This window comes from Actinomycetota bacterium (assembly GCA_004297305.1).
GTDB lineage: Bacteria > Actinomycetota > Actinomycetes > S36-B12 > FW305-bin1 > FW305-bin1.
Map to the genome: position 1 here is coordinate 204,715 of SCTR01000006.1, position 26,116 is coordinate 230,830.

Here is a 26,116-nt window from a genome sequence, read left to right on the forward strand (position 1 = left end):
CCGCCACTCCCGTCCTGCTCGTCATCGGTCGACCCCGCCCATCACCGGGTCGATACTGGCGACCGCGGCGATCACGTCGGCGATCAGGCCGCCCTCGCACATCGCCGGGACCGCCTGCAGGTTGGTGAACGACGGGTCCCGGTAGTGCACGCGGTACGGCCGGGTCCCGCCGTCGCTGACCAGATGGACCCCGAGTTCCCCACGGGGCGCCTCCACCGTGGAGTACACCTGGCCCGCCGGGACCCGGAAACCTTCGGTCACCAGCTTGAAATGGTGGATGAGGGCCTCCATCGAGGTCCCCATGATCTGGCGGATGTGCTCCAGCGAGTTGCCCATCCCGTCGCCGCCGAGCGCCAGCTGCGCCGGCCACGCGATCTTCTTGTCTCCCACCATGACCGGCCCGGGCTCGAGCCGGTCCAGCGCCTGCTCGACGATGCGCAGCGACTGCCGCAGCTCGGCGAGCCGGATCAGGAACCGGCCGTAGGCGTCGCAGCTGGTCTCGGTCGGGACCTCGAAATCGAACGTCTCGTAGCCGCAGTACGGCGTGAGCTTGCGCAGGTCGTGCGCCAGCCCGGTGGCTCGCAGCACGGGCCCGGTCACGCCCAGCGCCATGCAGCCGGTGAGGTCGAGGTAGCCGACGTCCTTGGTCCGGGCCAGCCAGATGCTGTTGCCCACCAGCAGGTCCGAGGTATCGAAGAAGCGCTTGTGCAGCAGCGCGACCGCGTCGCGGATCTTCTCGACCGCGCCCTCGGGGAGGTCCTGCGCGAGGCCACCGGGCCGGATGAACGCGTGGTTCATCCGCAGTCCGGTCACCAGCTCGAAGATGTCCAGCACGGTCTCCCGCTCACGGAAACCGAAGATCATCGCGGTGAGCGCGCCGAGTTCCATGCCGCCGGTCGCCAGCGCCACCAGGTGCGACGAGATCCGGTTGAGCTCCATGAGGATGACGCGGATCAGCGTGGCGCGGGCGGGCACCTCGTCGGTGATGCCGAGCAGCTTCTCCACGCCCAGGCAGTACGCCGTCTCGTTGAACAGCGGCGCGAGGTAGTCCATCCGCGTCACGAACGTGACGCCCTGCGTCCAGGACCGGAACTCGAGGTTCTTCTCGATCCCGGTGTGCAGGTAGCCGATCCCGCACCGCGCTTCGGTGACGGTCTCGCCTTCGATCTCGAGGATGAGCCGCAGGACGCCGTGGGTCGAGGGGTGCTGCGGACCCATGTTGACGACGATGCGTTCCTGCTCGCCCTCGGCCGCCGGCTCGATGGTGTCCCAGTCCTGGCCGGACACCGTGTAGACCCGGCCCTCGGTCGTGTCGTACGCCGAGGAATAGGCGTCCGCGGTATCGGCCGCCGACGAGTAGGTGACGTGATCGGTGGACATCAGTGGTAGGCCCTCCGCTCGTCCGGCGGTGCGATCGTGGCGCCCTTGTACTCCACCGGAATGCCGCCCAACGGATAGTCCTTGCGCTGCGGGTGGCCGGGCCAGTCGTCGGGCATCTGGATGCGGGTCAGCGCCGGATGCCCGTCGAACACGATGCCGAAGAAGTCGAACGTCTCACGCTCGTGCCAGTCGTTGGTCGGGTAGACCGAGACGATGGACGGCACGTGGGGGTCGGCGTCCGGGCAGGACACCTCGACCCGGATCCGCCGGGCGTGGGTGATCGACAGGAAGTGGTAGACCGCGTGCAACTCGCGGCCGGTGTCGCCGGGATAGTGCACACCGCTGACCCCGGAGCACATCTCGAAGCGCAGCGCCGCGTCGTCGCGCAGTGACGTGGCGAACGCCAGCAGGTGCTCGCGACGCACATGGAAGGTGAGTTCGCCGAAGGCGACGACGACCTTCTCGATGGCGGTGGCGGCCGGGACCCCCCGGTCGGCCAGGGCCAGTTCCAGTTCGTCGGCGACCTGGTCGAACCAGCCGCCGTACGGCCGGCTGCTGGCCGGCGGCAAGGCGACCGGCGCGATCAGCCCGCCGTAACCGGAGGTGTCACCGGAGTCCTGGACGCCGAAGGAGCCACGACGTACCTCGACGATCTCCAGGGGAGCGACGTCGGCGGGGACCACCGCGTCGCCGGAGGTGGACTCGGTCACCGCAGCAGGCCCTTCATCGCCGAGGTCGGTTCAGCGGCGAGCGCCGCGGATTCCAGCTGCGCCACTTCGCGTTCCCGGTTCGGCCCGAGCTTGGTGTCCTGGATCTTGTCGTGGATCTTCAGGATCGCGTCGATGAGCATCTCCGGCCGCGGCGGGCAGCCCGGCAGGTACATGTCGACCGGGACGACGTGGTCCACGCCCTGCACGACGGCGTAGTTGTTGAACATCCCGCCGGACGACGCGCACACGCCCATCGCCAGCACCCACTTCGGGTTGGGCATCTGGTCGTAGATCTGGCGGAGCACCGGGGCCATCTTCTGGCTGACCCGGCCGGCGACGATCATCAGGTCCGCCTGCCGCGGGGAGGCCCGGAACACCTCCATACCGAAACGGGAGATGTCGTAGCGGGCACCGCCGACGGCCATCATCTCGATGGCACAACAGGCCAGGCCGAACGTGACCGGCCACAGCGAACCCTTGCGGGCGTAGCCGGCGAACTTCTCGACGGTCGTCAGCAGAATCCCGGAGGGCAGCTTCTCCTCGAGGCCCATCAGGCCACTCCTCGTCCAGGCGTCCCGACGCCAGCAGCAGTCAGTCCCACTCGAGTCCCTTGCGGCGCCACACGTAGGCGTAGACCACCAGGACGGTGAGGATGAACAGCACCATCTCCACCAACCCGAAGATCGCCAGCTGGTCGAACGAGACCGCCCACGGATAGAGGAAGACGATCTCGATGTCGAAGACGATGAACAGCATCGCCGTCAGGTAGTACTTCACGGGGAAGCGGCCGCCGCCGACCGGTTGCGGGGTCGGCTCGATGCCACATTCGTAGGCGTCGACCTTGGCTCGGTTGTACCGCTTCGGGCCGGTCAGCGTCGCCATCGCGACCGAGAACACCGCGAAGCCGCCAGCGAGGATCCCGAGCAGGAGGATCGGCGTGTAGACGTTCACGCGTCCCGCTCCCCTTCCGTTGTCCCGGGCTCGGCCCGCAGGCCTCGCACATCCTAGGGGCGCCCTGATCGAGCGCCCTGCCCTACCGTTCGGCCGGCCGTCCTACGCCGCTGGCGCTACCCGGGCCAGCGAGTTGATGACCTTGTCCATGGCGTCGCCGTCGCGCGGATCGGTGAGATTCGCCAGCAGCTTGATGGTGAACGCCATGAGGCGCGGGTGATGCAGGCCCTTCTGGGTCGCGACCGACATCACCTGGGGGTGGCCGATCAGCTTCACGAACCAGCGACCGAGGGTGTAGTAGCCGCCGTAGGTCTGCTTGAGCGTCGTGGCGTAGCCGTGCAGGGTACGTTCCCGGGCCGGCCCGCTCGCCCGGGCGAGCGCCTGAGCGGCGACCTCCGCGGCCAGCGCGCCGGATTCCATCGCATACGCGATGCCCTCGCCGTTGAAGGGGTTGACCATCCCGCCGGCGTCGCCGACCAGCAGCAGGCCGTTGGTGTAGTGCGGCTGGCGGTTGAAGCCCATCGGCAGCGCCGCACCGCGGATCGGCTGGGTCTGGTTCTCCTCCCGGTAACCCCACTCCTCGGGAGTGCTCAGCACCCAACGCGACATCAGCTCGCGGTAGTCGACGTTGCCGAACGCCGCGGAGGTGTTGAGGATCCCCAGCCCCACGTTCACGGTGCCGTCGCCGACGCCGAATGCCCAGCCGTACCCGGGCAGCAGCTTGTCGCCGTCCCAGAGTTCCAGCCAGGACTCCAGCCAGTCGTCGTCGGTGCGGGGGCTGCGGTAGTAGGTGCGGACGGCGACGCCCATCGGGCGGTCGTCACGTTTGCGCAGCCCGACGGCCAGGCTGAGCCGGGACGAGTTCCCGTCCGCGGCGACGACCAGCGGAGCCCGGTACGTCACGTCGGCACCGTCACGTCGCCCGGCGGCGTCCAGCGGCCGGGCGGTCACCCCGGCGACCCGCCCGCTGCCGTCGAACACCGGCCCGGTCACCGCCGTGCCCTCCAGCAGCCGTGCCCCGGCCTTCTCGGCGTGCCGGGCCAGGATCTGGTCGAAGTCAGCGCGGGTCCGGACCAGGCCGTAGTCCGGGAACGCGGTGAGCTGTGGCCACGGCAGGTGCAGCGTGGTACCGCCGGAGACGATCCGCAGGCCCTTGTTGCGGATCCAGCCGGCGTCCGCGGAGATGTCGACGCCCATGGCGACCAGCTGCTTGACCGCCCGCGGGGTCAGCCCGTCGCCGCACACCTTCTCGCGCGGGAAGCGCGTCTTCTCCAGCAGCAGGACGTCGAGCCCGGCCCGGGCGAGGTGGAACGCCGCAGTGGAGCCGGCCGGGCCCGCGCCGACGACGATGACGTCGGCGTCAGTGCTCGGGCCGGACACCGCGCCGTGGGGCGCGACAGCAGGCGTCGGCTCGGCGTCCGCCGCGGTGTGCAGGGTCAACGGAGCCTCCCTCGACGTCGTGGTGGGGGCGCTGGCGAACCAGTTGCCCGACGGGGTCCACCCCGGTCTGTGGGCACCGGGAGTGCGCTTGTGAACGCATTCACATGCGGTCAGCCGCAGTCTAGACCTCGCCACGAACGCCAGCGGCCGCACCGCCCAGTGACCACGGACCGGTCACGGCGAGGTCGCCCGGTGCAGGGCCACGATGCCCCCGGTCCGGTTCTGCCAGGCGACATCTCGCCAGCCCGCCGCGGCGATGATCGCCGCCAGGCCCGCCTGGTCCGGCCACGCCCGGATGGACTCCGCCAGGTACACGTAGGCGTCGGGATTGCTCGACGTACGACGGGCCAGCGCCGGCAGCGCCCGCATCAGGTAGTCGCCGTACAACTGGCGGAATGCCGCGTTGGTCGGCGCGGAGAACTCGCACACCAGCAGCCGGCCGCCGGGGACGGCCACCCGCCGCAGTTCGGCGAGCGCGGCCGCAGGATCGTGCACGTTGCGCAGCCCGAACGAGATCGTCACCGCGTCGAAGCTGTTGTCCGCGAACGGGAGTCGGAGGGCATCGCCGGCCACGAACGGCAACTGCGGCAGTCGGCGGCGGCCGACGTCGAGCATGCCAAGGGAGAAGTCGCAGGCCACGGCGTAGGCGCCGGCGAGACGCATCGGCTCGGTGCTGGTCCCGGTCCCGGCCGCGAGGTCCAGCACCCGTTCGCCGGGCTGCAACGCCAGCGCGGCCATCACCGCGCGACGCCAGGACCGTGTCCGGCCGCCCGACAGCACGTCGTTGGTGAGGTCGTACCGGCGCGCCACGCCGTCGAACATCGCGGCGACCTCGTCTGGTTCCTTGCCCAGGTCGGCTCTGCTCACGGCCGGCATCCTCGCAGGCGGCCGGAGCCGGGCCGGACCCGCAGCACGGGCCGGCAGCCCGACCGGCCGCGGCAGGCGGGTCGCCGTACGCTTCGGCCATGCGCGGACCGGGCGAACCCGCCGGCGGGAAAGCTGTCCGCCCGGTCGCCGAACCGCTGTACGTCCGCACGGTGGAGATCGACGATCCGGGCTTCCTGCTCGACCGGATCCCGGCCGACGGCGCCCTGTCCTGGGTGCGTGACGGCGACGGGCTGGTCGGCTGGGGCGAGGCGGCCCGCGTGGAACTCGACGGCGCCGAACGCTTCAGCCGGGCGCAGCGGTGGTGGACCGACCTGCTGGCGCGCACCGAGACCGACGACCAGGTCGCTGTGCCGGGGACCGGCCCGATCGCCTTCGCCTCGTTCGGCTTCGATCCCCGGCCGGGTCGTTCGGTGGTCGTGGTGCCCCGGACGGTGCTGGGTCGGCGCGGCGGCCGGGCGTGGCTGACCACGGTCGGCACCGGTACGCCGGCGCCGGCCGCGCGGTTGCGCCCGGTCGCGGCGCCCACGCCGGTCGGCACCGTGCAGTGGGAAGCGGGCCGACTCGACGACGCCGCCTGGCAGGCGGCGGTGAGCCAGGCGGTGGCCCGGATCCGCTCCGGTGAGCTGGACAAGGTCGTGCTGGCCCGGGACATCCTGGCCCGGGTGAGCGGGCCGATCGACGTCCGCCGGTTGCTGCGGCGGCTCGCGCTGGCGTACCCGGACTGCTGGACCTTCGCCGTGGACGGACTGGTCGGCGCGACCCCGGAGTTGCTGGTACGGCGTACCGGCGACCACGTCACCTCCCGGGTGCTCGCCGGGACCGTCCGCCGGGATGGCGACGCCTCGGCCGACGCCTCCGCCGCCCAGGCGCTGCTGGCCAGCGGCAAGGACCTGCATGAGCACGAGTACGCCGTGCACTCGGTCGCCGACGCCCTCGCCGCGCACTGCACCGACCTGGACGTGCCGGACCGTCCGACGGTGTTGCGGCTGGCCAACGTCCAGCATCTGGTGACCGACGTGACAGGGCGCCTCGCCGACGCCGTCCCCGTCCTCGCGCTCGCCGGCTCGCTGCATCCCACCGCGGCCGTCTGCGGCACGCCGACGGAACGTGCTATGGCCGTGATCCGGGAACTGGAGGGAATCGACCGCGGCCGGTATGCCGGCCCGGTCGGCTGGTTCGACGCCAACGGGGACGGCGAACTGGGGATCGCGCTGCGCTGCGCCGAGGTCGACGCGGCCGCCGGAACGCTGCGGCTGTTCGCCGGCTGCGGCATCGTCGCCGGTTCGCAACCGGCAGCCGAACTGGCGGAGACCCGCGACAAACTGCGGGCGATGCAAACCGCCGTCGAACCGGACTGATCCGCGCGGGGTGCCGCGGAATCGGACCAGGACGTCAGCCGGGTCGACTCGGTCCTGGTCCCAGCGCGGTCAGCTGATACGGCGCAGGAACCGGAGCAGGATCTCGTTGACCTCGGTGGGCTTCTCCTGGATCCAGTGGCCGCAGCCGGTGAGGATCACGGACTCGGTCAGCAACGGCACCGTCGTGGCCATGTTCGCGATGGCCTCGTGACCGAACACACTGGTCAGGTCGTCCATCCCGACGTGCAGCGCGGGGACCTGGACCGGCCGGCCCTGGTACGGCGCCAGCAACTCCCAGTTCAGGTCGGTACAGCGGTACCAGTTCGGCGCGGTCCGCAGCCCGGTGCGCTCGAACTCTTCGACGTAGGAGTCGATCTCGGCTGCCAGCCAGTCCGGCAGCGGGTCGGGTGCCGGCAGGAAGCGATCCCGCCACCGACCGCCCGTCTTGAGGCAGTTCGCCGTGGACCGCAGGTACTCGAGCACGCCGTCGCGGTCCAGCGAGCCGACGTCGGGCAGCTGGTAGTCGGCGGGGCGGGAGTCCGCAGAATACGTGTACATCATGTCGCTGAGGAATCCACGCGGGTCGGCGTCGAACTCGGCCTCGACCGCACCGATCATCGACATGTATTCGATGTACCACAGTCGGTCCGGGCTGCCGGCGACGATGCGGTACAGCTCGCTGGGCTTCACCTCGCCCAATGACGAAACACCGGCCACGGGGCTCAGTGCTCGGCCGGCGAACGGCAGCGTCAACCCGGCGACGGCACGAAAGACATCGGGTCTGGTCCACGCGGCCGTCCAGGCCACCGTCGCTCCGCGGTCGTGGCCGACGATGACGGCCTGCTTGTGTCCCAGTGCTTCGACGATGCCGACGCAGTCGGCGACCATCTCGGTGATCCGGTAGTCGGAGATCCGAAGCGGCTTGGACGAGCGACCACAGCCACGCATGTCGGCGGCGACGACGTGGTACCCGGCGGCTGCCAGCACGGGAAGCTGGTGACGCCACATGTACCAGAACTCCGGGAACCCGTGAACCAGCAGCACCAGTGGGCCTTCCCCTTGGTGCACAACATGGAACCGCTGACCGTTGGCCAAGAGATTGGCGTGGGTCCAGGCTGGCTCGGTGGTCTCGGGTGACGGCATGCCGGGGACCGTAGGAGCGATGTTGGGCGACGGTCAAGGCGCCGTCGGCGAGCTCAGCGGACCCGGACTCGCAGCGCGGCAGCGCAGAGTCGAGCCCTCGCCAGTGGCTCGGTGCCCCAGCCCTTGGTACTCAACGCCAGAGTCGAACGGCGAAACTGAGGCGGAACCCGTGACAGTGAGGGCATCGACGAGTCACCGTTGGATGCCCGGAAGCCGTAGTCCTTCGCACGATCGGCGGCCCTGGCCAGTCGTCCTGCCCGCATCGACCTGATGAACAGCGCTACGTGCAGCTGCGGTGCTGTGGACGTGACGCTGTCGACGATCGAGATCGCCCGCGCCGCCATGCGGAACGAGATCGCGTAGGCCCTCATATCTCTGCCGGGACAGCCGGTCAGTGCATCGGCGTCGCTGTCGACGTGTGTTGCCACGGGAACCCGCGCTGCGGTCAGCTCATGTCGCAGGCGATCCTCGAGGGCCGTCGGAACGGTGACGGACAAGAAGATCGCGCAGCGTGCACGCATCGGCCGCGTCTCCCCTCGTTGACCATTTCCCTCCTACCTGACAGGAGGACTGTAATCTCAGCGACGGCGCGGCGACACGCTTCCGGTACGCCTCCCAGTCACTATCACCCAGGCGGCGCGCCCGGGCTTCGCTACCTCCACGACCGTCGCCGTAGCACAACGAACAGTCCCACCGCCGAGATCCCCATTGCGACGGCCGCCAGCGTTGGACTGACGACGAGTACCACGCCGGCGCCGATGTTCTCGCCGTCAGGGTCCAATCCCGATAAGATCGGGCCAGAAATACTACGACGCGACGACAATTCTGCTCACGCCTGCAGTGATCAGAGCCGCCGAGCCGAGCGCCGCAAACATCATCCTTGATCTCCTAGAGCCTCGCACCAGAAGTGCAGTGACAAGTACCAAGTTTAGAACGAGGCACAGGAGGTACCCAAAGTATTGGATGGTCAGGCCTGGCGTGTGTCCCATAGCTGTCATCAGGCCGATAAGAACGGACAACAGAAAGGAGCCCGGAGCGCCAAGGATAAGAATCAATCCGAACATAGTTTCGCTCGCCCGGGAAGCACGGATCACAGTCGCCTGGTCCCAGGCGACTGTGATCGAGGCCAGTACGAAGATCCAACCTAGGGACCATCGCAGCAGCCGATCCGCGCTCATCGCATCTCCGTCTAGGGTGGGGTGCCAAATCCTTGTCGAATCGTATTGAAGAGTACGGCACCGTAGTAGGAGTTGGCTGTGTTGTAGCACAGATTTCTCCATAGAAGGCTTCGGTCATTGCAGTCATTCATCATGTCCCCGTGGAAGAGCCCGTCAACACTCTGCCGCACTCCACCACCGACTCTAAAATAGCGGAGCAGTTCATACCCGAGGTCGTGCGTATCGCAGGCCAGCGTAAAGTCAAAGTACGGTCCCGTGTCCGGTGAAGCCGAGCAGTGGTCCCCTCCGCCAAGTCCATAGCGAACTCTTGTTCCCTGAACATTTAGGTAGGTCCACTCGCTTTTCTTGCGCAGATACACCAGGAATGGATTTCCCCTGCTCGGTCCGGTAGTCGGCCAAGGCTCGTACGAAGTCAGGATGCTGCTGATGCAGGCCCACGTGGATTGGTTGCACCTGCCGGTCAAGTCAGACGAGCCAACCGGATCTGCCGGATAGCCGTATGGGCTCTCGTTTCCCCCGTACACCTGGTCCACACTGAGGAATCGTCCGAGAACGGGTGCGTAAATGCGGGCTCCCATGAGGGTGAGCCCGGCGAGGCCGTCGTTGGCACGTTGAGCTCCACCGAGGTACGAGTAGCGGGGCCCGGTGGTCGGTGCCCCGGACGAGCCGCGGACGAACCCGTACGGATCGGTGTAGGTCGTGGCAGTGAGGGTGCCGGTGAACGGGTCGACGGTGCGGATCACGTCACCGTGCAGGTCCACGATCTGGAACGCGATCGTTGTCGCGCTGGCCGTCGTCGTCGCTTGGGTGATCAGATTCCTGGTCAGCCCCGGCAGGTAGGCGCTACGAGTGTTCGTGGGCGAGCCGGCGCCAGCACGGACGAGAGTCCACGACGGGCTATCCGAACCCAGCCCCGGGTAGTGGTTGGTCGTATCGATGACCCCGCTGGTCAGCGTCGCGCCGCAGGCGGTGGCGTCGCTGGTCACGGTCGGCTTGGTGCGCTGGCACGCCAGCCTGTTCCCGGCGTCGAGGACCCAGCTCGTGCCGGTGGCGCCCTGGGTCATCGACTTCACCATGTCGTTGGGCTGATACGTCAGGGTGACGTTACCGCTGCTTTGCGTCGAGGTGAGCGCCTGCGGCAGCGTCGTCGTCCGCCCCCACGCGTCGTAGGCGACACCGGTCGCCGTGCCCGATGATTGCAACCGGTCCGCGGCGTCGTACGCAAACGTCTGCGACTCCACCTGCGTGCCCGACGTGGAACACCCGGCCGGGATCGGGGCGTAGACCGCTGACCCGGTTCGGTTGCTGTTGAGTCCCGCGCTGCCGGCGAACGCCCACGTGCGGGTGTAGCAACCGCCGTCGGTCTGGTCCTTTACCTGCGTCAGGCGGCCGGCCTGGTCGTAGTCGTAGGAACGTTTGCCGTCGAACCCAAACCCAGTCAACCCCCGCCACCTGCCGATGATGTCGGAGTCGGCCCACTGCTGCAGCCACGTCCCGGTATCGCGGATGTACTTGGTTTCCAGGGTCTGCCCGGTGTTGCCGTAGAAGTAGGTCTGCCTCGAGTTGTCTCCCAGGGTCTGCTGGGTGACCTGCCCCGCGGCGTTGTACACCGCGGCGAACGTCCCCGTCGCCGTCGGCACGGTCTGATCAACCGACGTCGGCAAGCCACGCCGCTCGCTGCCACCGTCGTACGTGTAGTCCAGCGTCGACACCGCCGTCGACCCGTCAGCCAGCGTCGTCACCGTGTCAGTACGCCCGTACGCGTCGAACACCGTCGTCGTCCGCGACTTCTCCGTCCCCGACGTCTTCTCCACGTTCGTCAGAACCCGACCGAAATCGTCGTAGCCGGTGTCGATCGTGGATGTGCCCTGGGCAACCGATGTCGGCAGGCCCGTTGTGCTGCTGTACGTCGGCGTGGTCGTCAGGGTGGTCGTGCCGTCGGTGATCTGAGTCTGTGACGGCTGCCCCGAGTAACCAGAATTCGCGTAGGTCGTGGTGGTGACCGTGTCGCTGACCCCGCCCGAGGGCACCGTGGACGTCGTCGTGACGGGGCGACGGAAGGTGTCGTAGGTAGTTGTCGTGACAGGGAGGTCGCCGCCGGACCCGGGTTGAGCCCCGGGCGCGGTCTTGCAGGGCAGCCCGTACCAGGCCGTCGAGGTGCACGTCGACGTGTTGTGCGTTCCCGTGCCGTAGTAGGTGGTGACGCGGGTACCGGGGTCGGCGGAGGTGCCGGCCGTGGACGGTTGCCGCTGCTCGAGGACCTGCCCGGTAGTCGGGTCGAAGGTGGTGACCCGGGGGACGTCGGCCGACCCGTTCTCGGTCGTGACCTTCATCGGCGCGCCGAGGGTCCAGCCGGCCTTCTCCGCATCTGTCGTCGCGGTCCCGACGAGGGCGTAGGCGTAGCGGGTCTCGCTGGTCCACCCGGTGTCCTCGTTCACCGCGGCCGCCAGCGGTGATCGGGACGCCCTCGTGGTGGTCGACTTCACCGAGTACAACGGCGCCGTCGAATCCCACGTGCCAGCGGACGGGGTAGTGGTGGGGTAGTCGATGGTGCCGTACTCGTAGTGAGTGTGGGCGCGGGCGTAACCCTTCGACCCGTCGGAGAACGCCGCCCAGGCAAGAGGACCGTAAGTGTCGGTGACGAGCGTGCTCTCGGGTGCGAACACTCGCGTGAAGGAGAGCGCTTTGGCCCGTTCGGCCGTCGACATCCCGGCCATGCCTGCTGACGTCAGCATTGTGGTCCACGCGGAGCCGACGTTGAGAGCACGGTCCCGGTTCTCCGCCGAGAGCGTCCTTGTGGCCTCGCCCTCGGTGTCGTAGGTGTACGTCGACGTCTTCCAGCCCGCCTGTCCGACGCCGGAGAACTGGGCTGTGTTGAGGACGAGGCCATAACCATCGAGGCCGTAAACGGTCGCGCCCTTGAGCGCGGCCGTCGTGACCGTCGCCGCATACGCCGGCAGCACTACAGCCACGCCGCTGACCGGGATGGACTCCTGCGCCCACGCGGCGGCCGCGGTGGCGGTGAGGTCGGGGTGGGTGTCGTCGCTGCTGCTGGAGGCGGCACCGATATTGACGTCGTAGAGCACCTTGGTGGTCTCGGTGCCGGTCCCGAATGATCCGCCGGTGTGCTGGCGCGCCACGCTCGTGAGTTTCCCGGTGTCGGGACCACTAGCCCCGTAGGTCAGCGTCCAGGCCGCCAACCCGGCGGGAGTGATCGACGTGATTCGGTCGGAGGTGTAGCCGTAACTCGTGCCGAGGGTGTTGGTCGCCCCGCACGAGTCGGGAGTCGTGGATTCTTCGCCGGGGTTCCACGCGTCGGTGAGATGCCCGCTCCCGTCGTAGAGGTAGCAGGCGACGTCGATCGCCTTCCGCTCGTTGCCGGTCGACGCCGTGGGGTCCCACATCCGGTACGTGATCTTGCTGATGTTGCCTGAGGAGTAGGTGAACTTGAGGTCGGCGCAGCCGGCCACCCAGGTCGCAAAGCCGGCGTCGGTGCAGCTTCCTGCGGAGACGCCGGGTGGCAGCGGGGCGGCGATCCGGGTGACCTGACCCGACCCGTCGAACTCCGCCCCCGTCGATCCCGAGCCGGGGCTGGTCGATCCGGTGGGGACTGACACGTCGGCGTTGGTGAGGGACCCGTCACCGGTGTGGTTGTGAGTGAACGTGACCACGCTGTCGGCCGGGTCGGTGACCGTCCACGTCGTCGAGTTCGTCTGGGTCAGCGTCAGCAGTTCGTTGCCGTCATCGGCGACGAACTGCGTGGGATACGTGCCACGGGCCGACGTCGGATGGAACCCGACTGATGAGCCGTCGCCTGCATAGAGGAGCGCGAACGTGGAGTTGTCGACCAGGCGGGTCCACGGCTGGTACGTCGCGGGCAGCGACGTATCCCAGCCCTTGCCGAACGGGCCGTCGACGTTGCCCCGTGACGAGTGGTGCACCCGGGACAGTGACAGGTCACCGGCCCAGTACGGCAACGAGAAGTCGGTGGCGGAGACGGCGGCGTCACCAGTCGCCAACGACACCGAAGCAGGCCCGACCTGCTGCGCGGCACCGCTGGTCCCGACCCGGTCGAAACTCACGTACCGGGTCGGGGTGTAGTCCGAGCACGACCCCGAGCCGCTCGTCACCAACAGGCAGCCGCGGAGCTGGACGACGCGGTCGAAGGAGAACGTCTGGTTCAGTTTCCATCGCACCACGGCGTTGGACGCGACCGAGCCGGACGTCGTCAACGTGACCGGTTGGGTGACTGAGCCGCCTGCCGCAGTGACCAGGTCCGCGTCGGGGACCGCGACCCACGCCGGCGTCGTGAGCGTGTCGTCGTAGTACTCCATGCGCGCCGCGCCGTAGCTGGTCGGAGAGTCCACGACGAGGTTCACCTCGTTCGGCGACGCCAGCCACGCCATGGGTTGGGAGAAGCCCGCACCGTCGACACCGAACCCGTACGTCGTCGCGCTGGAGGCGTTCCCGGCGTTGTCCAGCGCCGTCACAACCAGGGTGTGCCAACCCCGCTCCAACGGCTCCGGCGAGACGTCCAACGTTCCTGAACCGCTGGTGGCGTCCGCGGTCGGCATGGCGTCGCCGTCCAGCGTCCACGTGAACGCGTCGACCCCGGCGGTCGCGTCCGTCGACGACGCGCTGCAGGTCATCGCGCCGGAGCCGGTCGCCGACCAGGTGTTGACCGGGAACCCCGAGCACGAGACCGACGGCGCGGTCGGTGCGGTCGTGTCGACCTTGAACGGCACCGTGGCCGACGTGACCGACGTGTTGGCGCCGTCGTACGCGGCGACCTTCACCCGATACTGGGTACCCGCGGTAAAGCTCGCGCCGGTCAACGTCGCGGTCGCCTGCGACCCGACGGAAACGTAGGAGCTGTCCACGGTGCCGACAGTCGACGTCCCCGCATCGTTGGTCACCGTGTATTGCGCCCGCACCGTGCCACCGTCGATATCGTTCACGGTGTTGGTGAACGTCGGCGTCGTGGTGTTGATCCAGAGGTCGTGCTGCATCCCCCCAACTGCAGGGCCGTCCGGCGTGTCCGGCTTGTGCCCGAACGTCACGGTGAGCTTCGGCCGCTGCCCGGCAGTGCCGTAGTCGGAGGAGTAGAACTTCTTCCACCCGTTGCTGTTGGACTCCGACGCGGTCACCGCGAAGCCGTAGTCCGGATACGTGCCGGACGCGTAGTCCTGCACCAGGCTCGTCACGTTGAACCCCGACGCGCCACCCAGCCAGCCCTCCGCACAACCACCGCCGGAGTCGTTGCGGTGCGCCTCGGTCACCGTCGCCACCGCCGCGGACTGGGTCGGCTTGGTGTTCCACGTCACCGAGCTTCCCGACCATGTCGACGTCGGACGCCGGACCTCGGCAGCAAACGCCGTACACGTCTGCGACCACCAGTTCCACAACCCCAACGACGCGGACGTCACCACGGTCCGGTCGTCGAAGAACTCCGCCATCGTGTCCAGCGGGAACTTCAGGTACGACCGGCCGATCGTCGTCCCACCATCGAACGTCCCGATCCGCAGATCAGTACTGGTCGAGAAGTTCGTGGTCGGCGCGCCCGACCCGACAAACGTGTCCTCCGACGCCGACAACGTCGACGTGGGGTCAATCGTCACCGGAAACTGCAACCCCGGATCGTCGAAAAACGCCTTTGGGACGGTCAACGCGAGAGCCTGGCCCGCCGCGGTCTTGACCAGCGTCGTCGGCAAGGTCATCGCGTGCGTCGGATCCCCGGATTGCTCATTCACCCCGGCATCCCAGACCGCGGCCGCGGGAATCCGCGTGATTACCCTGCCCTTGCCATCCTGCGCCGCGACACCACCGTGGCGCGGGTCGTCGACCAGCGTCAGGCCGTCCGCCGTCACGGGCAACGTGACCGTCACGCCACCGTCCGGCACCACGGCCGGGCGCGTTGTCAGGTCGAGCAACGTGCGGAAACCGGTAGGAAGCACCTCCACACGCAGATCCTGACCAGGCGCCACCGACGAGTACGTGGCCGTACTGCCGGCCAAGACTGGAGCCGGCAGGTCAGTCGGCCACGACACGGCCACCCCGACGGAGGCACCAGTGACCCGATCAGTCACCGAGGCAGCCGGCTGGGCGATACCCGGTGTGCGCTGCGGGGTCGAACTCGACGCCACGGCAGCCAACGCGTCGAGCGAGGCGGGATCTCCCGGCAGTTTGACCTTCGCAAGGGGTCCACTGCCACCGCCGGACAACGTGATGTCGGCGGCGGCCATCCGAGGACGGACGGACTCACCGTCCACAGCCAAGGTCGTGTCGATATCGGCCCACGAGCCATCCGCCTGCCGAACCGACTGCGGCCCCGACCAGCCCTCCGCCGTGTACGTCCCGTCAGGATTGGCGAAGAGCCGCAACCGCTCCGTGCGGGCAGACTCCACCTCCACGCGGGACTTCTGATGCCGCGCGAGAATGCTCGCCGCCGCCCGGTCCGGCGCAGAATCCTGCCGAGAATGGCCGGATGCGTCCGCCATGCTTCGAAGGCCGGAGTCGTCAGCGGCGGACACGCCTACGCCGAAACTCGCGGGAACGGTCAACAGGCCGGCCACCAGAGCGCCCGCCGTCACCGGCACCACCAGCGCCAAGCGACGAGAACCACGACCATGCGACGAAGACGAAAGACCGGCCATGCGCCGTCCCCCTCAGAACCCGGACCGCCCCGTTGCGGCCAGGTGAGCGCACCTTGACAGACCACCTCACCCGTCCGCAAGGCGGACACGACACGAAAAGTATCGTGACCGAAGAAATCCCCGAACGGCCCAGCGACGACTACGTACCGCGAACGAGGACGGATGGGGTTCTACTGGTTCAGACTCGCAGACACGGCTGACTGTAGGTCGCGCAGGAGATTTCGCTCGTCGTCTCGGCTCGGAACTCTGGCCACGACGACGTGGACGCCGCCGGCTGCCGCTGCCGCCGCCAACGCATCCTCGAGATCGCCGTTCGATAAAACGGTGCTCGCCGCAATGCCGTACCCGCGAGCGATGGCGGCAAGATCCTTGCCGTGCGGAGTTCCGAACACCCGCTCGAAATGCTCGGCATACTCCGGCGCACCCTGTTCCAGCTGGCTGAAGATTCCGCCGCCGTCGTTGTCCACCACGACGTAGGTGAGGTCGGGCACCTGTTCGGTCGCCGGCACCAGCAGGCCGCCGATGTCGTGGAGGAACGACAGATCGCCGAGGACGGCGTGGTGGTGGATACGCGCCGCCCCGGGCCGGCAGCGCGCCGCGGCCAAGCCGTACGCCGTCGACACCAATCCGTCGATCCCGTTCACGCCTCGGTTCACATGGACGGTGACACCGTCCGGGACAGTTCCGAACGCGGCGGCATGGCGCAACGGCCAGGACGGGCCGACGAGCACGATCGAACCGGATACCGCCTGCGACAGCACGCGTCGGACGACTCCCGGCCCTGTCAGCCCGGTCGGGGACGTGGCACCGTCCGTCCCGTCCAGGAGTTTCGCGACGACGTCAGCCGTCCGATCGGCAGCACGCTGCCACGACGCCAGCCAGCCCGGGTCAACGGCACCGTTCGCCACGCCCGACAACTCCGGAACCCGCTCCAGCACGGCCGCCGCGGAGCGCAACGGATCCGCCGGCAGGCCGAGCGAGGCAACCGCCAGATGCGTCGTCGCCGTACGAACGAAGGCCAGCGTCGCGCGGGACAGCCCGAAGGTGCCCACCGTCAGCACGAACTCCGGTCGGTGCTCCGCAGCAAACCCGCCGTCTCCCAAGAGAAGTGAGCCATGCCGGATGACCTGTCCCTGTCCTGGGGCCTGCGGGTCGCCCGCGTCCTCCGGCGGCGTCGCCGGCGGTTCGCACAACACCGGCCAGCCCAGTCGTCCGGCCAGCGCGACGGCGTCCCGGCGACCGTCCGGATCGGAACCTCGGCCGAGGACCACGACGCCACGGGGTGGTACGGCGGGCAGGCCGAACAACCGGCACCACTGCGCCAGGTCCACCCGGTCGCGGACGGGACGACGGTCGCGGACGGCAGGACGGTCGCGTGTGGACGAGTCGTCATCGGCCTGACCACTCGACAGCGGTTCCGGCCAGTCCGGGTCTCCGCTCCCGTCCGGTCGCAGCTGCGGCACCAGCGGCTCGTCGAGTGGACAGTTGAGGTGAACCGGCCCGGGCGGGAAGCCGGTCGCCACGCGAACCGCCTCGGCCACAGTCGATCTCCATTGGCCGACCTGTCCGACCGCGCGGACCGGGACCGCGAACTCGACGAACGAGCGCACCGCTCCGCCGTACAGCTCACGTTGCTCGATGGTCTGGCTCGCCCCCACGCCGCGCAGCGCCGGGGGGCGATCAGCGGTCACGACCACCAGGGGTACACCGGCGTACGACGCCTCCACCACGGCCGGATGCAGGTTGACCGCCGCCGTCCCGCTCGTACACACCACCGCGACCGGCCGGCCCGATCCCGACGACATCGCCAGGCCGACCGCGAGGTAACCCGCCGATCGCTCGTCGAGCCGGACGAACAACTGCACCTGCCCGGCGGCCTCGGCGGCCGCCAGCGCGAGTGCCAGCGGGCCGGAGCGGGACCCCGGCGACAGCACGACGTGGTCGATTCCCTGGGCGATGAGCTCGTCGAGGACCACCTGGGCGAACGCGGTCGACGGGTTCACGCGGCCACCAAGTGCCCCACCCGGTCGCGGGCGCCGGCGACCCACGCGGCGGTCAACCGCTCGTGCCACCACAGCCGGCTCGCGGTGTCCACGCGCCCGGCGGCCACGGCCAGCGCGGCCGGGTCCGGTTCGACGCGACCGGGGCGCAGCGTGCCCCCGGCAGCCGTCAACGGCGGGTCGACGACGTCGGCCGCCAGCAGCGCGCCGGTGCCCAGGCCACACGCGTAGTCCAACCGCGGCAGGGCCGCGGCCAACGCCACTCCGGCGGACAGGCCGACCGCCGAATCCATCGCCCCGGACACCACCACCGGCAGGCCCACCCGCGCCGCCAGCTCGAGGGCCCGACCAACGCCACCGAGCGGAGACACCTTGAGCACCACCACATCGGCGGCCTCGCGCAGGCCGGCGTGCAGTGCCGGGTCGTCGAGATCGGCTGCCGACCGGAACGTTTCGTCGGCCGCAACCGGGACCGCGACGCGCCGCCGCAGCGCGGCCAACTCGGCGAGGGTCGCGACCGGCTGCTCGACGTACTCCAGGCCACCGGCCGCCTCGTCGAGCAACGGCAGCGCGGCCGCGGCGTCGTCGACCGACCAGTGCCCGTTGACGTCGACCCGGATCCGGCCGGCGCTGCCGAGCGCGGCGCGCACCGCGGCGACCCGGGCGACGTCGTCGGCCAGCGCCTCGCCGGCCTCGGCGACCTTCACCTTGACGGTCGCGACACCGCTGACGGTGACTGCCTGCCGGACCAGGGCAGCGGCGTCGTCGGCGCGGACCGCGGGCACGATCGCGTTGACCGGCACCGAATCCCGCACTGCGGCAGGCCATTCGCCGTACGCCGCCTCGACCGCCGCCGCCAGCCATCGGGCGGTCGCCGGTGCGTCGTACTCCGCGAACGGCGCGAACTCGCCCCAGCCGGACGAACCGTGCAACAGCAGACCGGCCCGCTGCTGCACGCCGCGGAAACGGCGCGACAACGGCACGGCGAACGGCACCGCCGAACCGAGCAGCGCACGGACCGCGGCGTCGGTCACGCTACGGTCGCTTGGGGAACTGCGCGAAGTCCGGCGCGCGGCGCTGCTGGTAGGCGTCACGGCCCTCCTGCGCCTCTTCGGTGAGGTAGTACAGCAATGTGGCGTCGCCGGCGAACTGTTGCAGCCCAGCCAATCCGTCGTCCGCCGCGTTGTGCGCTGCCTTCAGCATCCGCAGCGCCAACGGCGAGTGGGCGAGCATGTCGCGGGCCCAGGCGACCGTCTCGGTCTCCAGGTCGGCCAGCGGGACGACGGCGTTCACCAGGCCCCAGTCGTACGCCTGCTCGGCGCTGTACTGCGCGCAGCGGAACCACACCTCGCGTGCCCGCTTCTGACCGACCTCGCGGGCCAACAGGCCCGAACCGTAACCGCCGTCGAACGAGCCGACCTTCGGACCGGTCTGCCCGAACCGGGCGTTGTCCGCGGCGATGGTCAGGTCACAACACACGTGCAGCACGTGGCCGCCGCCCACGGCGTAGCCGGCCACCATCGCGATCACCGGCTTCGGAGTACGCCGGATCTGCACCTGCAGGTCCAGCACGTTGAGCCGGCCGATCCCCTTCGCCGCCACCGCGTCGTCGCCGAGGTAGCCGTCGTCGCCTCGCACCGACACGTCACCACCGGAACAGAACGCCCAGTCGCCCTGACCGGTCAGCACGATCACCCCGACCCGGTCGTCGTCGCGCGCGGCGTTGAACGCGTGCATGAGTTCGAACAGCGTCTGCGGCCGGAACGCGTTGCGTAGCTGCGGCCGGTTGATCGTCACCTTGGCGATGCCCGCGTCGTCACCGGTCGACAGTTCGTAACGGATGTCACGGTAGTCGCCCTCAGCTCGCCACTGCACCGCGGGAACGATGCTCGACCACGACGGATCGGTGGCCGCAGGGCTGTCGTCCGGTACGACCGGCCGCAACGGGTAACGCGTACGGGTGTCCATCGGTGGCGTGACGCTCCTCGTGCTGGGCGGGCGGTGGGTGGTCCGCGCGGCAGGTCGGTCCCGCGCAGGAAGGCCCGCCTAGGCTAGCCACGATGCCCAGCCGCCCCTTGCTCCGCCTTCCGGTCACCAGCGGGCCGGCGGGTGTGCGTGCTGTCGCCGCCGCACTCGGTCCCGCGCTGGACGGCAGCGGGCCCGCTCTCGCCCTGCTGCCGGAGGTGTCGCAGGCCGCCCCGCCGGAGTATGTCGAGGCGGTGACCCGGGCGGTCGACCCGGACAACCCGCTGGACGACGACGAGGTCGCCGTCGTGCTCGCCACCAGCGGGTCCACCGGCTCGCCCAAGGCGGTGCTGCTCACCGCGGCAGCCCTCGCCGCCACCGCCGACGGGCTGACCCGCCTCTACGGCGAGCCGGCCGCGCACTGGGTCGCGGCACTCCCGGTCACCTCCGTCGGCGGCCTGCAGGTCCTGGTCCGCGCCGCCCGCGCGGGGACCCACATCGAGCCGGTCGCCTCGGTCGGCGGAGCGCAGCCGTTCACCCCGCACGGGTTCGTCGCGGCAGCCGACGCGCTCACCGTGCAGGCGCCCGAGGACCCGCTCGCCACGGCCCTGGTACCGACGCAACTGCTGCGGCTGCTCGGGCACCCCGCCGCCATCACCCGGCTGCAGGGTTTCGCCGCGGTACTGCTCGGGGGCGCCGCGGCGCCACCGAGCCTGCTGGAAGCCGCGCAGTCGCTGGGCATCCGGGTGATCACGACCTATGGCATGACCGAGACGGCCGGCGGCTGCGTGTACGACGGAACGCCGCTGCCGGGCGTCCAGCTCCGCATCGACGAGGCCGACGACGCCGGCCACGGCCGCATCGTCATCGGCGGCGACTCCATCGCGCGCGGCTACCGCGGCGATGCCGACCACACCAGGAAGGTGTTCGTGGACGGATGGTTCCGCACCGGCGACGTCGGCGTCGTCGATGCCGGCGGACAGTTGCAGGTGATCGGCCGGTTCGACGACATCGTGCAGATCGGCGGGGTCAACGTCGCGGTCGGGGCGGTCGAGCGGATCATCGCGGACTTCCCCGACGTCGCCGAGGCGGCGGTCGTCGCCGTACCGGATCCCGCCTACGGCGCGCGGCTGGTGGCCTATCTGGTCCGGCGGCCGGACGCCCGGCTGGACGAGGCACGCCGCGGCGAGCTGCTGGAGTCGGTGCGGGCCGCGCTCGGTCCCGCCGCAGTGCCGCGCCTGGTGCGGCTGCTGGATTCCTTGCCGCAGTTGCCCTCCGGGAAGGTCGACCGGGCGGGGCTGCGGGTCCGCGCGCACCGGGAGAGCCGGTGACCGCGGCGGCGGCGTACCCGACACCCACTGCGGCGCAATGGGTGCAGGGCGCCCGGCCCCGCACGCTGTCCGCAGCGGTGTCCCCGGTCGCCGTGGGGACCGGGCTGGCGGCGTTCGCCGACAGCGTCGGCTGGGTGCGTGCGCTGCTGGCGCTGGTGGTCTCCCTCGCACTGCAGGTCGGGGTCAACTACGCCAACGACTACAGCGACGGCGTGCGCGGCACCGACACCGCGCGGGTCGGTCCCGTGCGGCTGGTCGGCCAAGGCCTGGCCCGTCCGGTCGCGGTACGCCGGGCGGCGTACGCCGCGTTCGCCGTGGCCGCCGCCGCCGGCCTCGCCCTGGTGCTCCTGACCGGCGCCTGGTGGCTGCTCGTCGTGGGTGCCGCCGCGATCGCGGCGGCCTGGTTCTACACCGGCGGCCCACGTCCCTACGGGTACACCGGCCTCGGCGAGGTCTTCGTCTTCGTGTTCTTCGGCGTCGTCGCGGTCGTCGGCACGGCGTACGTGCAGACGCTCACGCTGCGGTGGACCGACCTGCTCGCGGCGGTCCCGGTCGGACTGCTCGCGTGCGCCCTGCTGGTGGCCAACAACCTGCGGGACATCCCGGGCGACACGGTGTCCGGCAAGCGAACCGTTGCGGTCCGCCTCGGCGACCGCGGGACCCGGCGGCTGTACACGGCGATCGTCGTCGCGGCGTTCGCGGGCGTCGTCGCGCTGGCAGCCGCGACGACGTGGTGGGCGTTGCTGGCGCTGGCCGCCGCGGTGGTCGCCGTACGACCGGTCCGGGTGGTCACCGCCGGAGCCGTCGGCCGGGACCTGGTCCCGGTGCTGAAGGACTCCGGCCTGTTGCAGTTGACGTGCTGCCTGCTGCTGGCGCTCGGACTGGCGTTGGGCTGACCGGCGACGGCGGCCGGCTCGGGCCGACCGGTTGCGGTCGGCCCGCTGCGGTGACCAGCGGCCGTCAGTCGTCGTCCTCGGTCCGCTTGCCCTCCTCGATACGGCGGTTCAGCCGGCCGAAGAACCCGCCGACCGTCGCGCCCATCGCCTCACGCTGCCGGTCCAGCACGAAGTAGCTGATGACGCCGGACGCCACCAAGGCGATGGCCAGGGCGAGTACCCCGCGCAGCGGCGTCAGGAGGTACAGCAGCAGCCACGCCACGACCAGGATCACGATGCGCCACACCGTGTATCGCACGATGGCGGTCCCCGCGCCGGCCGCCGGCTGCGGGCGGTCCTGTCCGGTGACCGGCTGACTGGGCTCGGCAGGCGACGACCCGGTCGAGCCGGGCTCGGGGAGGTCGGTCACGCCGCTACGGTACGGCGGACGCCGGTGAGCTCGGACGTGGGCCACGATGGCCGGCCGCGGGGTTACCCTGGGGCCTCGACGGAAGCGAGCGTCAGATGAGGGTCCTGCTGTACCTGGTCGTACTCGGGCTCACGGTGTACGCCCTGATCGACGTCATCCGCGCCCCACGGCCTGCGATTCGCGCGCTGCCCAAGGCCATGTGGGTGATCATCGTCCTGGTCCTCGTCGTGGTCGGCCCGGTCGCCTGGTTCGCCTGGGGACGCCCGGTCCGGACGCGGCCCGCGGGCCCGCCTGGACCGTTCGGCCTCGGCGGTCGCCGCCGGCGGCCGTTGCCGCCGGACGACGACCCGGATTTCATGCGCGCCCTGGACGACGAGACCTGGCGCCGGCGGATGGAAGAACGCCGGCGGGGGACGTCCGGGTCCTCGGAGACCGACGGCTCGTCCTGACGCGCAATGCGGCGAAGGATGAATCGCCGATGACGCTAGCGGTCGCCTTCACGAGCGAAGGGCTTCGACCGGCTCCCACCTCGCCGCCCGCAGCGCCGGATAGAGCCCGGCGGCAAGCCCAGCGACGAGGCCGACTAGGGGGCCGACGAGGGCGACCAGGGGCGGCAAGACCGCAGTCCAGTCGCGAAGGATGCAAACCAGGACCACGCTGACTGTGCCTAGTGATGTGCCAACAAGTCCGCCGAATGCGCCGAGGATCGCGCTCTCCAGAATGAATTGCAGGGCGATGTGGCCGGGTCGGGCGCCAAGCGCCCGGCGCAAGCCGATTTCAGCCCGTCGCTCAAGGACCGATGCCAGCGTGGTATTGGCGATTCCAAACACGCCGACGATTAGGCAAACACCAGCCAGCACCGCGAAGAGAGCCCCCAGGTCTGCATCGAGCTGGCTGCGCAGGCCGCGAGGATCGGCCGGAAGAACGACATTAAAGAGATCCGGGGCGTCGGGTCGCAAAGCAGCTGTTAGTTGCGCTCCAACTACGGCGGTCGCGCCCACGGCTGTCTGCACGTACATCGTCGCCGCGTCGCCTGGGTCGTACCCCGGCCAATAGGTGCGGGCAGCGGCCGATGGGATCATGATGCGGCTGAGCATCTCGGGGTGCCGGCGGGTGTCGGCCAGCACACCGACGACGACGAAATTCATGCCCTCTATTCGAATCGTTATGCCGGGCACAATCGAAGCGATCCCCAGTTGGCGGGCAGCCCCGATACCCACCACGGCAACGCGCGCGCCCCGGGCCTCAGCGAACCAGTCGTATGCGCGACCGACGTGCAGCGACGCACCCGCCTCGCCGAACAGTCCCGGAGTAGCAGCACTTACCACGATCTGAGCAGTATTCCCAGGGCCATCGACGCCTTGCGGCAGCGCTGACACGGCAAGACCTTCGCTGTCGCGGACTGGCCAGGTCACTCCGGAAGCGGTCACTCCTTCAATGGAACCTGCACGGACGTCGGCGTCCAGACCGAACGTCTCGCCCTTCGTTCCCGGCAGCGGCTGGACTCGGATCTCGGTAGAAGCCAGGGCGTCGAATCGCTCACTGACGCGAGCCTGTGCGGAGGCGGTCAAGCCTAGTACCGCCGTCAACACACCGACTCCCAACACCGTAGCGGCTGAGGTCAACGTAGCGCGGGCGGGCCGCGCAGCTACTGCAGCTACCGCTTCTGCTGCAATGGTGAGCTTTCGGACGCCCCCGCTACGAGTCACGGACTACACCGTCGTGAATCGTGATCCGCTGTCCGCCGATACTCGCGATTGTCGAATCGTGCGTAACGATCACCACCGTCGTGCCCTCACGCTGCAGGCTGGAAAGCAACTCCAAGATCCCAGCGGCAGTCATCGAGTCGAGGTTTCCGGTCGGTTCGTCGCACAATACCAAGGCCGGATCTGAAGCAATGGCACGGGCAATGGCCACTCGCTGCCGCTGCCCTCCCGACAAGTTCCGTACCGGATCGTAGGCACGAGATCCCAGGCCGACCCTATCAAGTGCTCGCGCTGCCGCCTGCCTGCGAGCCCGGCGCGCAACGCCCGCATAGAGCCCACTCATCATGACGTTGTCAAGCAGAGAATGATACCCGACAAGGTGGTATGACTGGAAGACGAATCCGATGCTGCGAGCTCGCAGCACCGAGCGCTCCCGCTCCGACATTTCGGCCACGTTTAAGCCATTGATGCAGATGCGGCCGGTGGTCGGTCGATCCAGCAGGCCAGCGATGTTGAGAAATGTGGATTTTCCAGAACCTGACGGTCCGACGACGGTGACCATGCCCCCGGCCTCGACCCGCAGATCGAATGGATGAAGTGCATGTAGCGAGGGTGGCCCAACGTAGCTGCGCGAAACCCCGACAAATTCCAAGGCCGGCAGCATCACTCTACCCTTGCTGTCATGGCGAACTATTCGGTTTGAACCCTTGCCTGTTGTCGATCGCCGAGGCCCCGCTCAAGCCGACTACGACCTTGTCCCCGCGCTCCAGAGTAGCGCCGTCTTGAGGTATCACCTCGACGTAGCCGTCAGCGACAAGACCCGCAACCACCTTGACCCGTCGCTGATCGCCGACAGATCCCACGACAACGACAAAAGCAGCACCGTCGACGTCTGCATGCACACCAGCTACCGGGACTACCAGCGCCTCGCCACTTGTGTGCTGCGTGGTAACAACGAGCCGGACCTTCGTGCCTACCATCGCGGCCGGGATCGGTTCGTCAAGGCGAGCAGCAACGATATGCGACTGCTCTGTTTCCTTGTCCCCTGGCGCATTGTCACGGTCGGCTGCGGACGCCGTCGTCAGCCCTACCACGTGTGCTGGGCGGTCACCGTCGTCGAGTATGGCCGTTGCAGGCGCGCCGACCACGATATCCCCCACATCAGCGGCACTTCCGGCGGCCCGAACCGACGGCTCGCCGCTGAACAAGCGCAGAGCGGGCGTTCCGGCGGTGCCACCGACCGCCGTGACGATCTCGCGAACCGTGCCAGGCAAACTCGGGATGTAGACCGCGGAGCTGGCCGGCATTGCGTATCCCCTGGCACGCTGCGCCGCCCGGTATGCCTCCAACGCATCATGTGCAGCACGCCTCGCGCCGGCAAGGCTCGACCGTGCTGCGCTGTCTGCCGCAGCATCGCCGCCGCCAACGCCTAGGGCGGCTCGGGCCTCCCGGAGTGCCCGTCGGGTGTCTGCGAGGTTGCGGGCGGCAGCACGCTGTGCGTCGGCTCCGACCTCGCGAGGCACGTAGCCCCTCGACTGAAAGAGCCGTCGCACGGCAGCCGAGGTAGACGTGCCGTAGTCCCCAGGGAGATCAGTCGTCGGAAAACCCGCAGCCGCCAACGCGAGCTGCAGGCGGTTGACGTCGGCGCCCACGGAGCCAGGCGCCAGGTCGCGGTAGGCAGGTACTCGCCCGAGCAAGGCAAACACCGGCTCACCCGAAACTTCGAGCACTACGTCTGCGCCGCGGACCTTGTCACCGATCGCTAGCGGGATCGCGGTAACGATGGACCGTGTGGACGTGCCGGCGACGTCCATCTCGGGTGTGGTGACAGTGGTCTCGGATCCGGCGACCAGTTCACCCTCAAGACTTACGGTGGCCGACAGGACTCGCCGATCAACGACAGACGTCAGAGTGGTGAGCGCCGGGGGTGCTGTCTCGGCCAAGATCTGGGCGGGTGACTTGACGAGGCGACCCGCGACGAAACCGGCTCCCAGTACTGCCACGGCACAAACAACCAAGACTATGAAGCTCCGGCTCCGCGAGCCACCCGAGCGTCGAAGGTCACTGGCGGCCGCAGGTCCCGGCCTGTCAGCCACTACGCTGACACC

Annotated in this window: 19 protein-coding genes; 4 read left to right on the forward strand and 15 right to left on the reverse strand. The window is 69.3% G+C overall.

Features of this window, described 5'->3' with window-relative positions:
• Positions 1–21 precede the first annotated feature (21 nt).
• The 6 genes from EPO13_03845 to EPO13_03870 all read right to left on the reverse strand — a co-directional run bounded on the left by EPO13_03845 (position 22) and on the right by EPO13_03870 (position 5,357).
• Positions 22–1,380: an NADH-quinone oxidoreductase subunit D gene (locus EPO13_03845; protein TAK70114.1), complete on the reverse strand. Its 1,359-nt coding sequence runs from the start codon at positions 1,378–1,380 to the stop codon at positions 22–24.
• Positions 1,380–2,090 carry an NADH-quinone oxidoreductase subunit C gene (locus EPO13_03850; protein TAK70115.1) on the reverse strand — a complete coding sequence of 237 codons (711 nt, stop codon included), beginning with the start codon at positions 2,088–2,090 and terminating at the stop codon, positions 1,380–1,382. The genes EPO13_03845 and EPO13_03850 overlap by 1 nt, the downstream gene beginning before the upstream one ends.
• Positions 2,087–2,641 (reverse strand): NADH-quinone oxidoreductase subunit B, encoded by a 555-nt coding sequence (locus EPO13_03855; GenBank protein ID TAK70116.1) that lies wholly within the window; start codon positions 2,639–2,641, stop codon positions 2,087–2,089. Before EPO13_03855 ends, EPO13_03850 begins: the two co-directional genes overlap by 4 nt.
• Before the next feature lie 40 nt (positions 2,642–2,681).
• Positions 2,682–3,041 (reverse strand): NADH-quinone oxidoreductase subunit A, encoded by a 360-nt coding sequence (locus tag EPO13_03860; GenBank protein ID TAK70117.1) that lies wholly within the window; start codon positions 3,039–3,041, stop codon positions 2,682–2,684.
• A 102-nt stretch (positions 3,042–3,143) separates the two neighbouring features.
• Positions 3,144–4,421, reverse strand: coding sequence for a geranylgeranyl reductase family protein (locus tag EPO13_03865; GenBank protein TAK70445.1), 1,278 nt, complete (start codon positions 4,419–4,421; stop codon positions 3,144–3,146).
• A gap of 234 nt (positions 4,422–4,655) precedes the next feature.
• The gene (locus EPO13_03870; GenBank protein TAK70118.1) at positions 4,656–5,357 is read right to left on the reverse strand and encodes a demethylmenaquinone methyltransferase; all 702 of its coding nucleotides are present in this window, start codon (positions 5,355–5,357) and stop codon (positions 4,656–4,658) included.
• A gap of 89 nt (positions 5,358–5,446) precedes the next feature.
• On the opposite strand from EPO13_03870, the gene EPO13_03875 reads away from it, so the two are divergent.
• Complete coding sequence (locus tag EPO13_03875; protein TAK70119.1) at positions 5,447–6,727, forward strand: isochorismate synthase; 1,281 nt, start codon at positions 5,447–5,449, stop codon at positions 6,725–6,727.
• 69 nt (positions 6,728–6,796) lie between these two features.
• Here the strand turns inward: EPO13_03875 and EPO13_03880 are convergent, their stop codons facing one another.
• The 5 genes from EPO13_03880 to menB form a co-directional block, all read right to left on the reverse strand.
• Entirely contained in the window at positions 6,797–7,870 is a 1,074-nt protein-coding gene (locus tag EPO13_03880) for an alpha/beta hydrolase (protein ID TAK70120.1), read from the reverse strand.
• 1,189 nt (positions 7,871–9,059) lie between these two features.
• Positions 9,060–15,701, reverse strand: coding sequence for a DNRLRE domain-containing protein (locus EPO13_03885; protein ID TAK70121.1), 6,642 nt, complete (start codon positions 15,699–15,701; stop codon positions 9,060–9,062).
• Positions 15,702–15,871: 170 nt separating this feature from the next.
• Positions 15,872–17,776 (reverse strand): 2-succinyl-5-enolpyruvyl-6-hydroxy-3-cyclohexene-1-carboxylic-acid synthase, encoded by a 1,905-nt coding sequence (gene menD, locus EPO13_03890; protein TAK70122.1) that lies wholly within the window; start codon positions 17,774–17,776, stop codon positions 15,872–15,874.
• Entirely contained in the window at positions 17,701–18,711 is a 1,011-nt protein-coding gene (locus tag EPO13_03895) for an O-succinylbenzoate synthase (protein TAK70446.1), read from the reverse strand. Before EPO13_03895 ends, menD begins: the two co-directional genes overlap by 76 nt.
• Positions 18,712–18,736: 25 nt before the next feature.
• Positions 18,737–19,588, reverse strand: coding sequence for a 1,4-dihydroxy-2-naphthoyl-CoA synthase (gene menB / locus EPO13_03900; protein ID TAK70447.1), 852 nt, complete (start codon positions 19,586–19,588; stop codon positions 18,737–18,739).
• 173 nt (positions 19,589–19,761) lie between these two features.
• Between menB and EPO13_03905 the strand changes: the two genes are divergently transcribed.
• Together EPO13_03905 and EPO13_03910 are read left to right on the forward strand one after the other, a co-directional pair.
• A complete protein-coding gene (locus EPO13_03905; GenBank protein ID TAK70123.1) occupies positions 19,762–20,997 on the forward strand; it encodes a hypothetical protein in 1,236 nt (411 codons plus the stop codon).
• Complete coding sequence (locus tag EPO13_03910; protein ID TAK70124.1) at positions 20,604–21,893, forward strand: 1,4-dihydroxy-2-naphthoate polyprenyltransferase; 1,290 nt, start codon at positions 20,604–20,606, stop codon at positions 21,891–21,893. Before EPO13_03905 ends, EPO13_03910 begins: the two co-directional genes overlap by 394 nt.
• A 64-nt stretch (positions 21,894–21,957) precedes the next feature.
• Here EPO13_03910 and EPO13_03915 read toward each other — a convergent pair whose 3' ends face one another.
• A complete protein-coding gene (locus EPO13_03915; GenBank protein ID TAK70125.1) occupies positions 21,958–22,350 on the reverse strand; it encodes a DUF4229 domain-containing protein in 393 nt (130 codons plus the stop codon).
• 47 nt (positions 22,351–22,397) lie between these two features.
• Between EPO13_03915 and EPO13_03920 the strand changes: the two genes are divergently transcribed.
• Positions 22,398–22,751 carry a hypothetical protein gene (locus tag EPO13_03920; protein TAK70126.1) on the forward strand — a complete coding sequence of 118 codons (354 nt, stop codon included), beginning with the start codon at positions 22,398–22,400 and terminating at the stop codon, positions 22,749–22,751.
• A 48-nt stretch (positions 22,752–22,799) separates the two neighbouring features.
• Here EPO13_03920 and EPO13_03925 read toward each other — a convergent pair whose 3' ends face one another.
• From EPO13_03925 to EPO13_03935, 3 genes are read right to left on the reverse strand one after another with little or no spacing between them, the layout of a single operon-like run.
• A complete protein-coding gene (locus EPO13_03925; protein TAK70127.1) occupies positions 22,800–24,011 on the reverse strand; it encodes an ABC transporter permease in 1,212 nt (403 codons plus the stop codon).
• On the reverse strand, positions 24,001–24,672 hold the full coding sequence (locus EPO13_03930) for an ABC transporter ATP-binding protein (protein TAK70128.1): 672 nt from the start codon (positions 24,670–24,672) through the stop codon (positions 24,001–24,003). Before EPO13_03930 ends, EPO13_03925 begins: the two co-directional genes overlap by 11 nt.
• Positions 24,673–24,688: 16 nt before the next feature.
• Positions 24,689–26,011, reverse strand: coding sequence for a hypothetical protein (locus EPO13_03935; GenBank protein TAK70129.1), 1,323 nt, complete (start codon positions 26,009–26,011; stop codon positions 24,689–24,691).
• Positions 26,012–26,116: the final 105 nt, after the last annotated feature.

Bases quoted from the DNA above. Each gene is read 5' to 3' on its own strand.
- EPO13_03875 (TAK70119.1), top strand. From the start codon at position 5,447: ATGCGCGGACCGGGCGAACCCGCCGGCGGGAAAGCTGTCCGCCCGGTC.
- EPO13_03910 (TAK70124.1), top strand. From the start codon at position 20,604: ATGGTTCCGCACCGGCGACGTCGGCGTCGTCGATGCCGGCGGACAGTT.
- EPO13_03855 (TAK70116.1), bottom strand. From the start codon at position 2,641: ATGGGCCTCGAGGAGAAGCTGCCCTCCGGGATTCTGCTGACGACCGTC.
- EPO13_03920 (TAK70126.1), top strand. From the start codon at position 22,398: ATGAGGGTCCTGCTGTACCTGGTCGTACTCGGGCTCACGGTGTACGCC.
- EPO13_03845 (TAK70114.1), bottom strand. From the start codon at position 1,380: ATGTCCACCGATCACGTCACCTACTCGTCGGCGGCCGATACCGCGGAC.
- EPO13_03930 (TAK70128.1), bottom strand. From the start codon at position 24,672: ATGCTGCCGGCCTTGGAATTTGTCGGGGTTTCGCGCAGCTACGTTGGG.
- EPO13_03905 (TAK70123.1), top strand. From the start codon at position 19,762: ATGCCCAGCCGCCCCTTGCTCCGCCTTCCGGTCACCAGCGGGCCGGCG.
- EPO13_03885 (TAK70121.1), bottom strand. From the start codon at position 15,701: ATGGCCGGTCTTTCGTCTTCGTCGCATGGTCGTGGTTCTCGTCGCTTG.
- EPO13_03880 (TAK70120.1), bottom strand. From the start codon at position 7,870: ATGCCGTCACCCGAGACCACCGAGCCAGCCTGGACCCACGCCAATCTC.
- EPO13_03870 (TAK70118.1), bottom strand. From the start codon at position 5,357: ATGCCGGCCGTGAGCAGAGCCGACCTGGGCAAGGAACCAGACGAGGTC.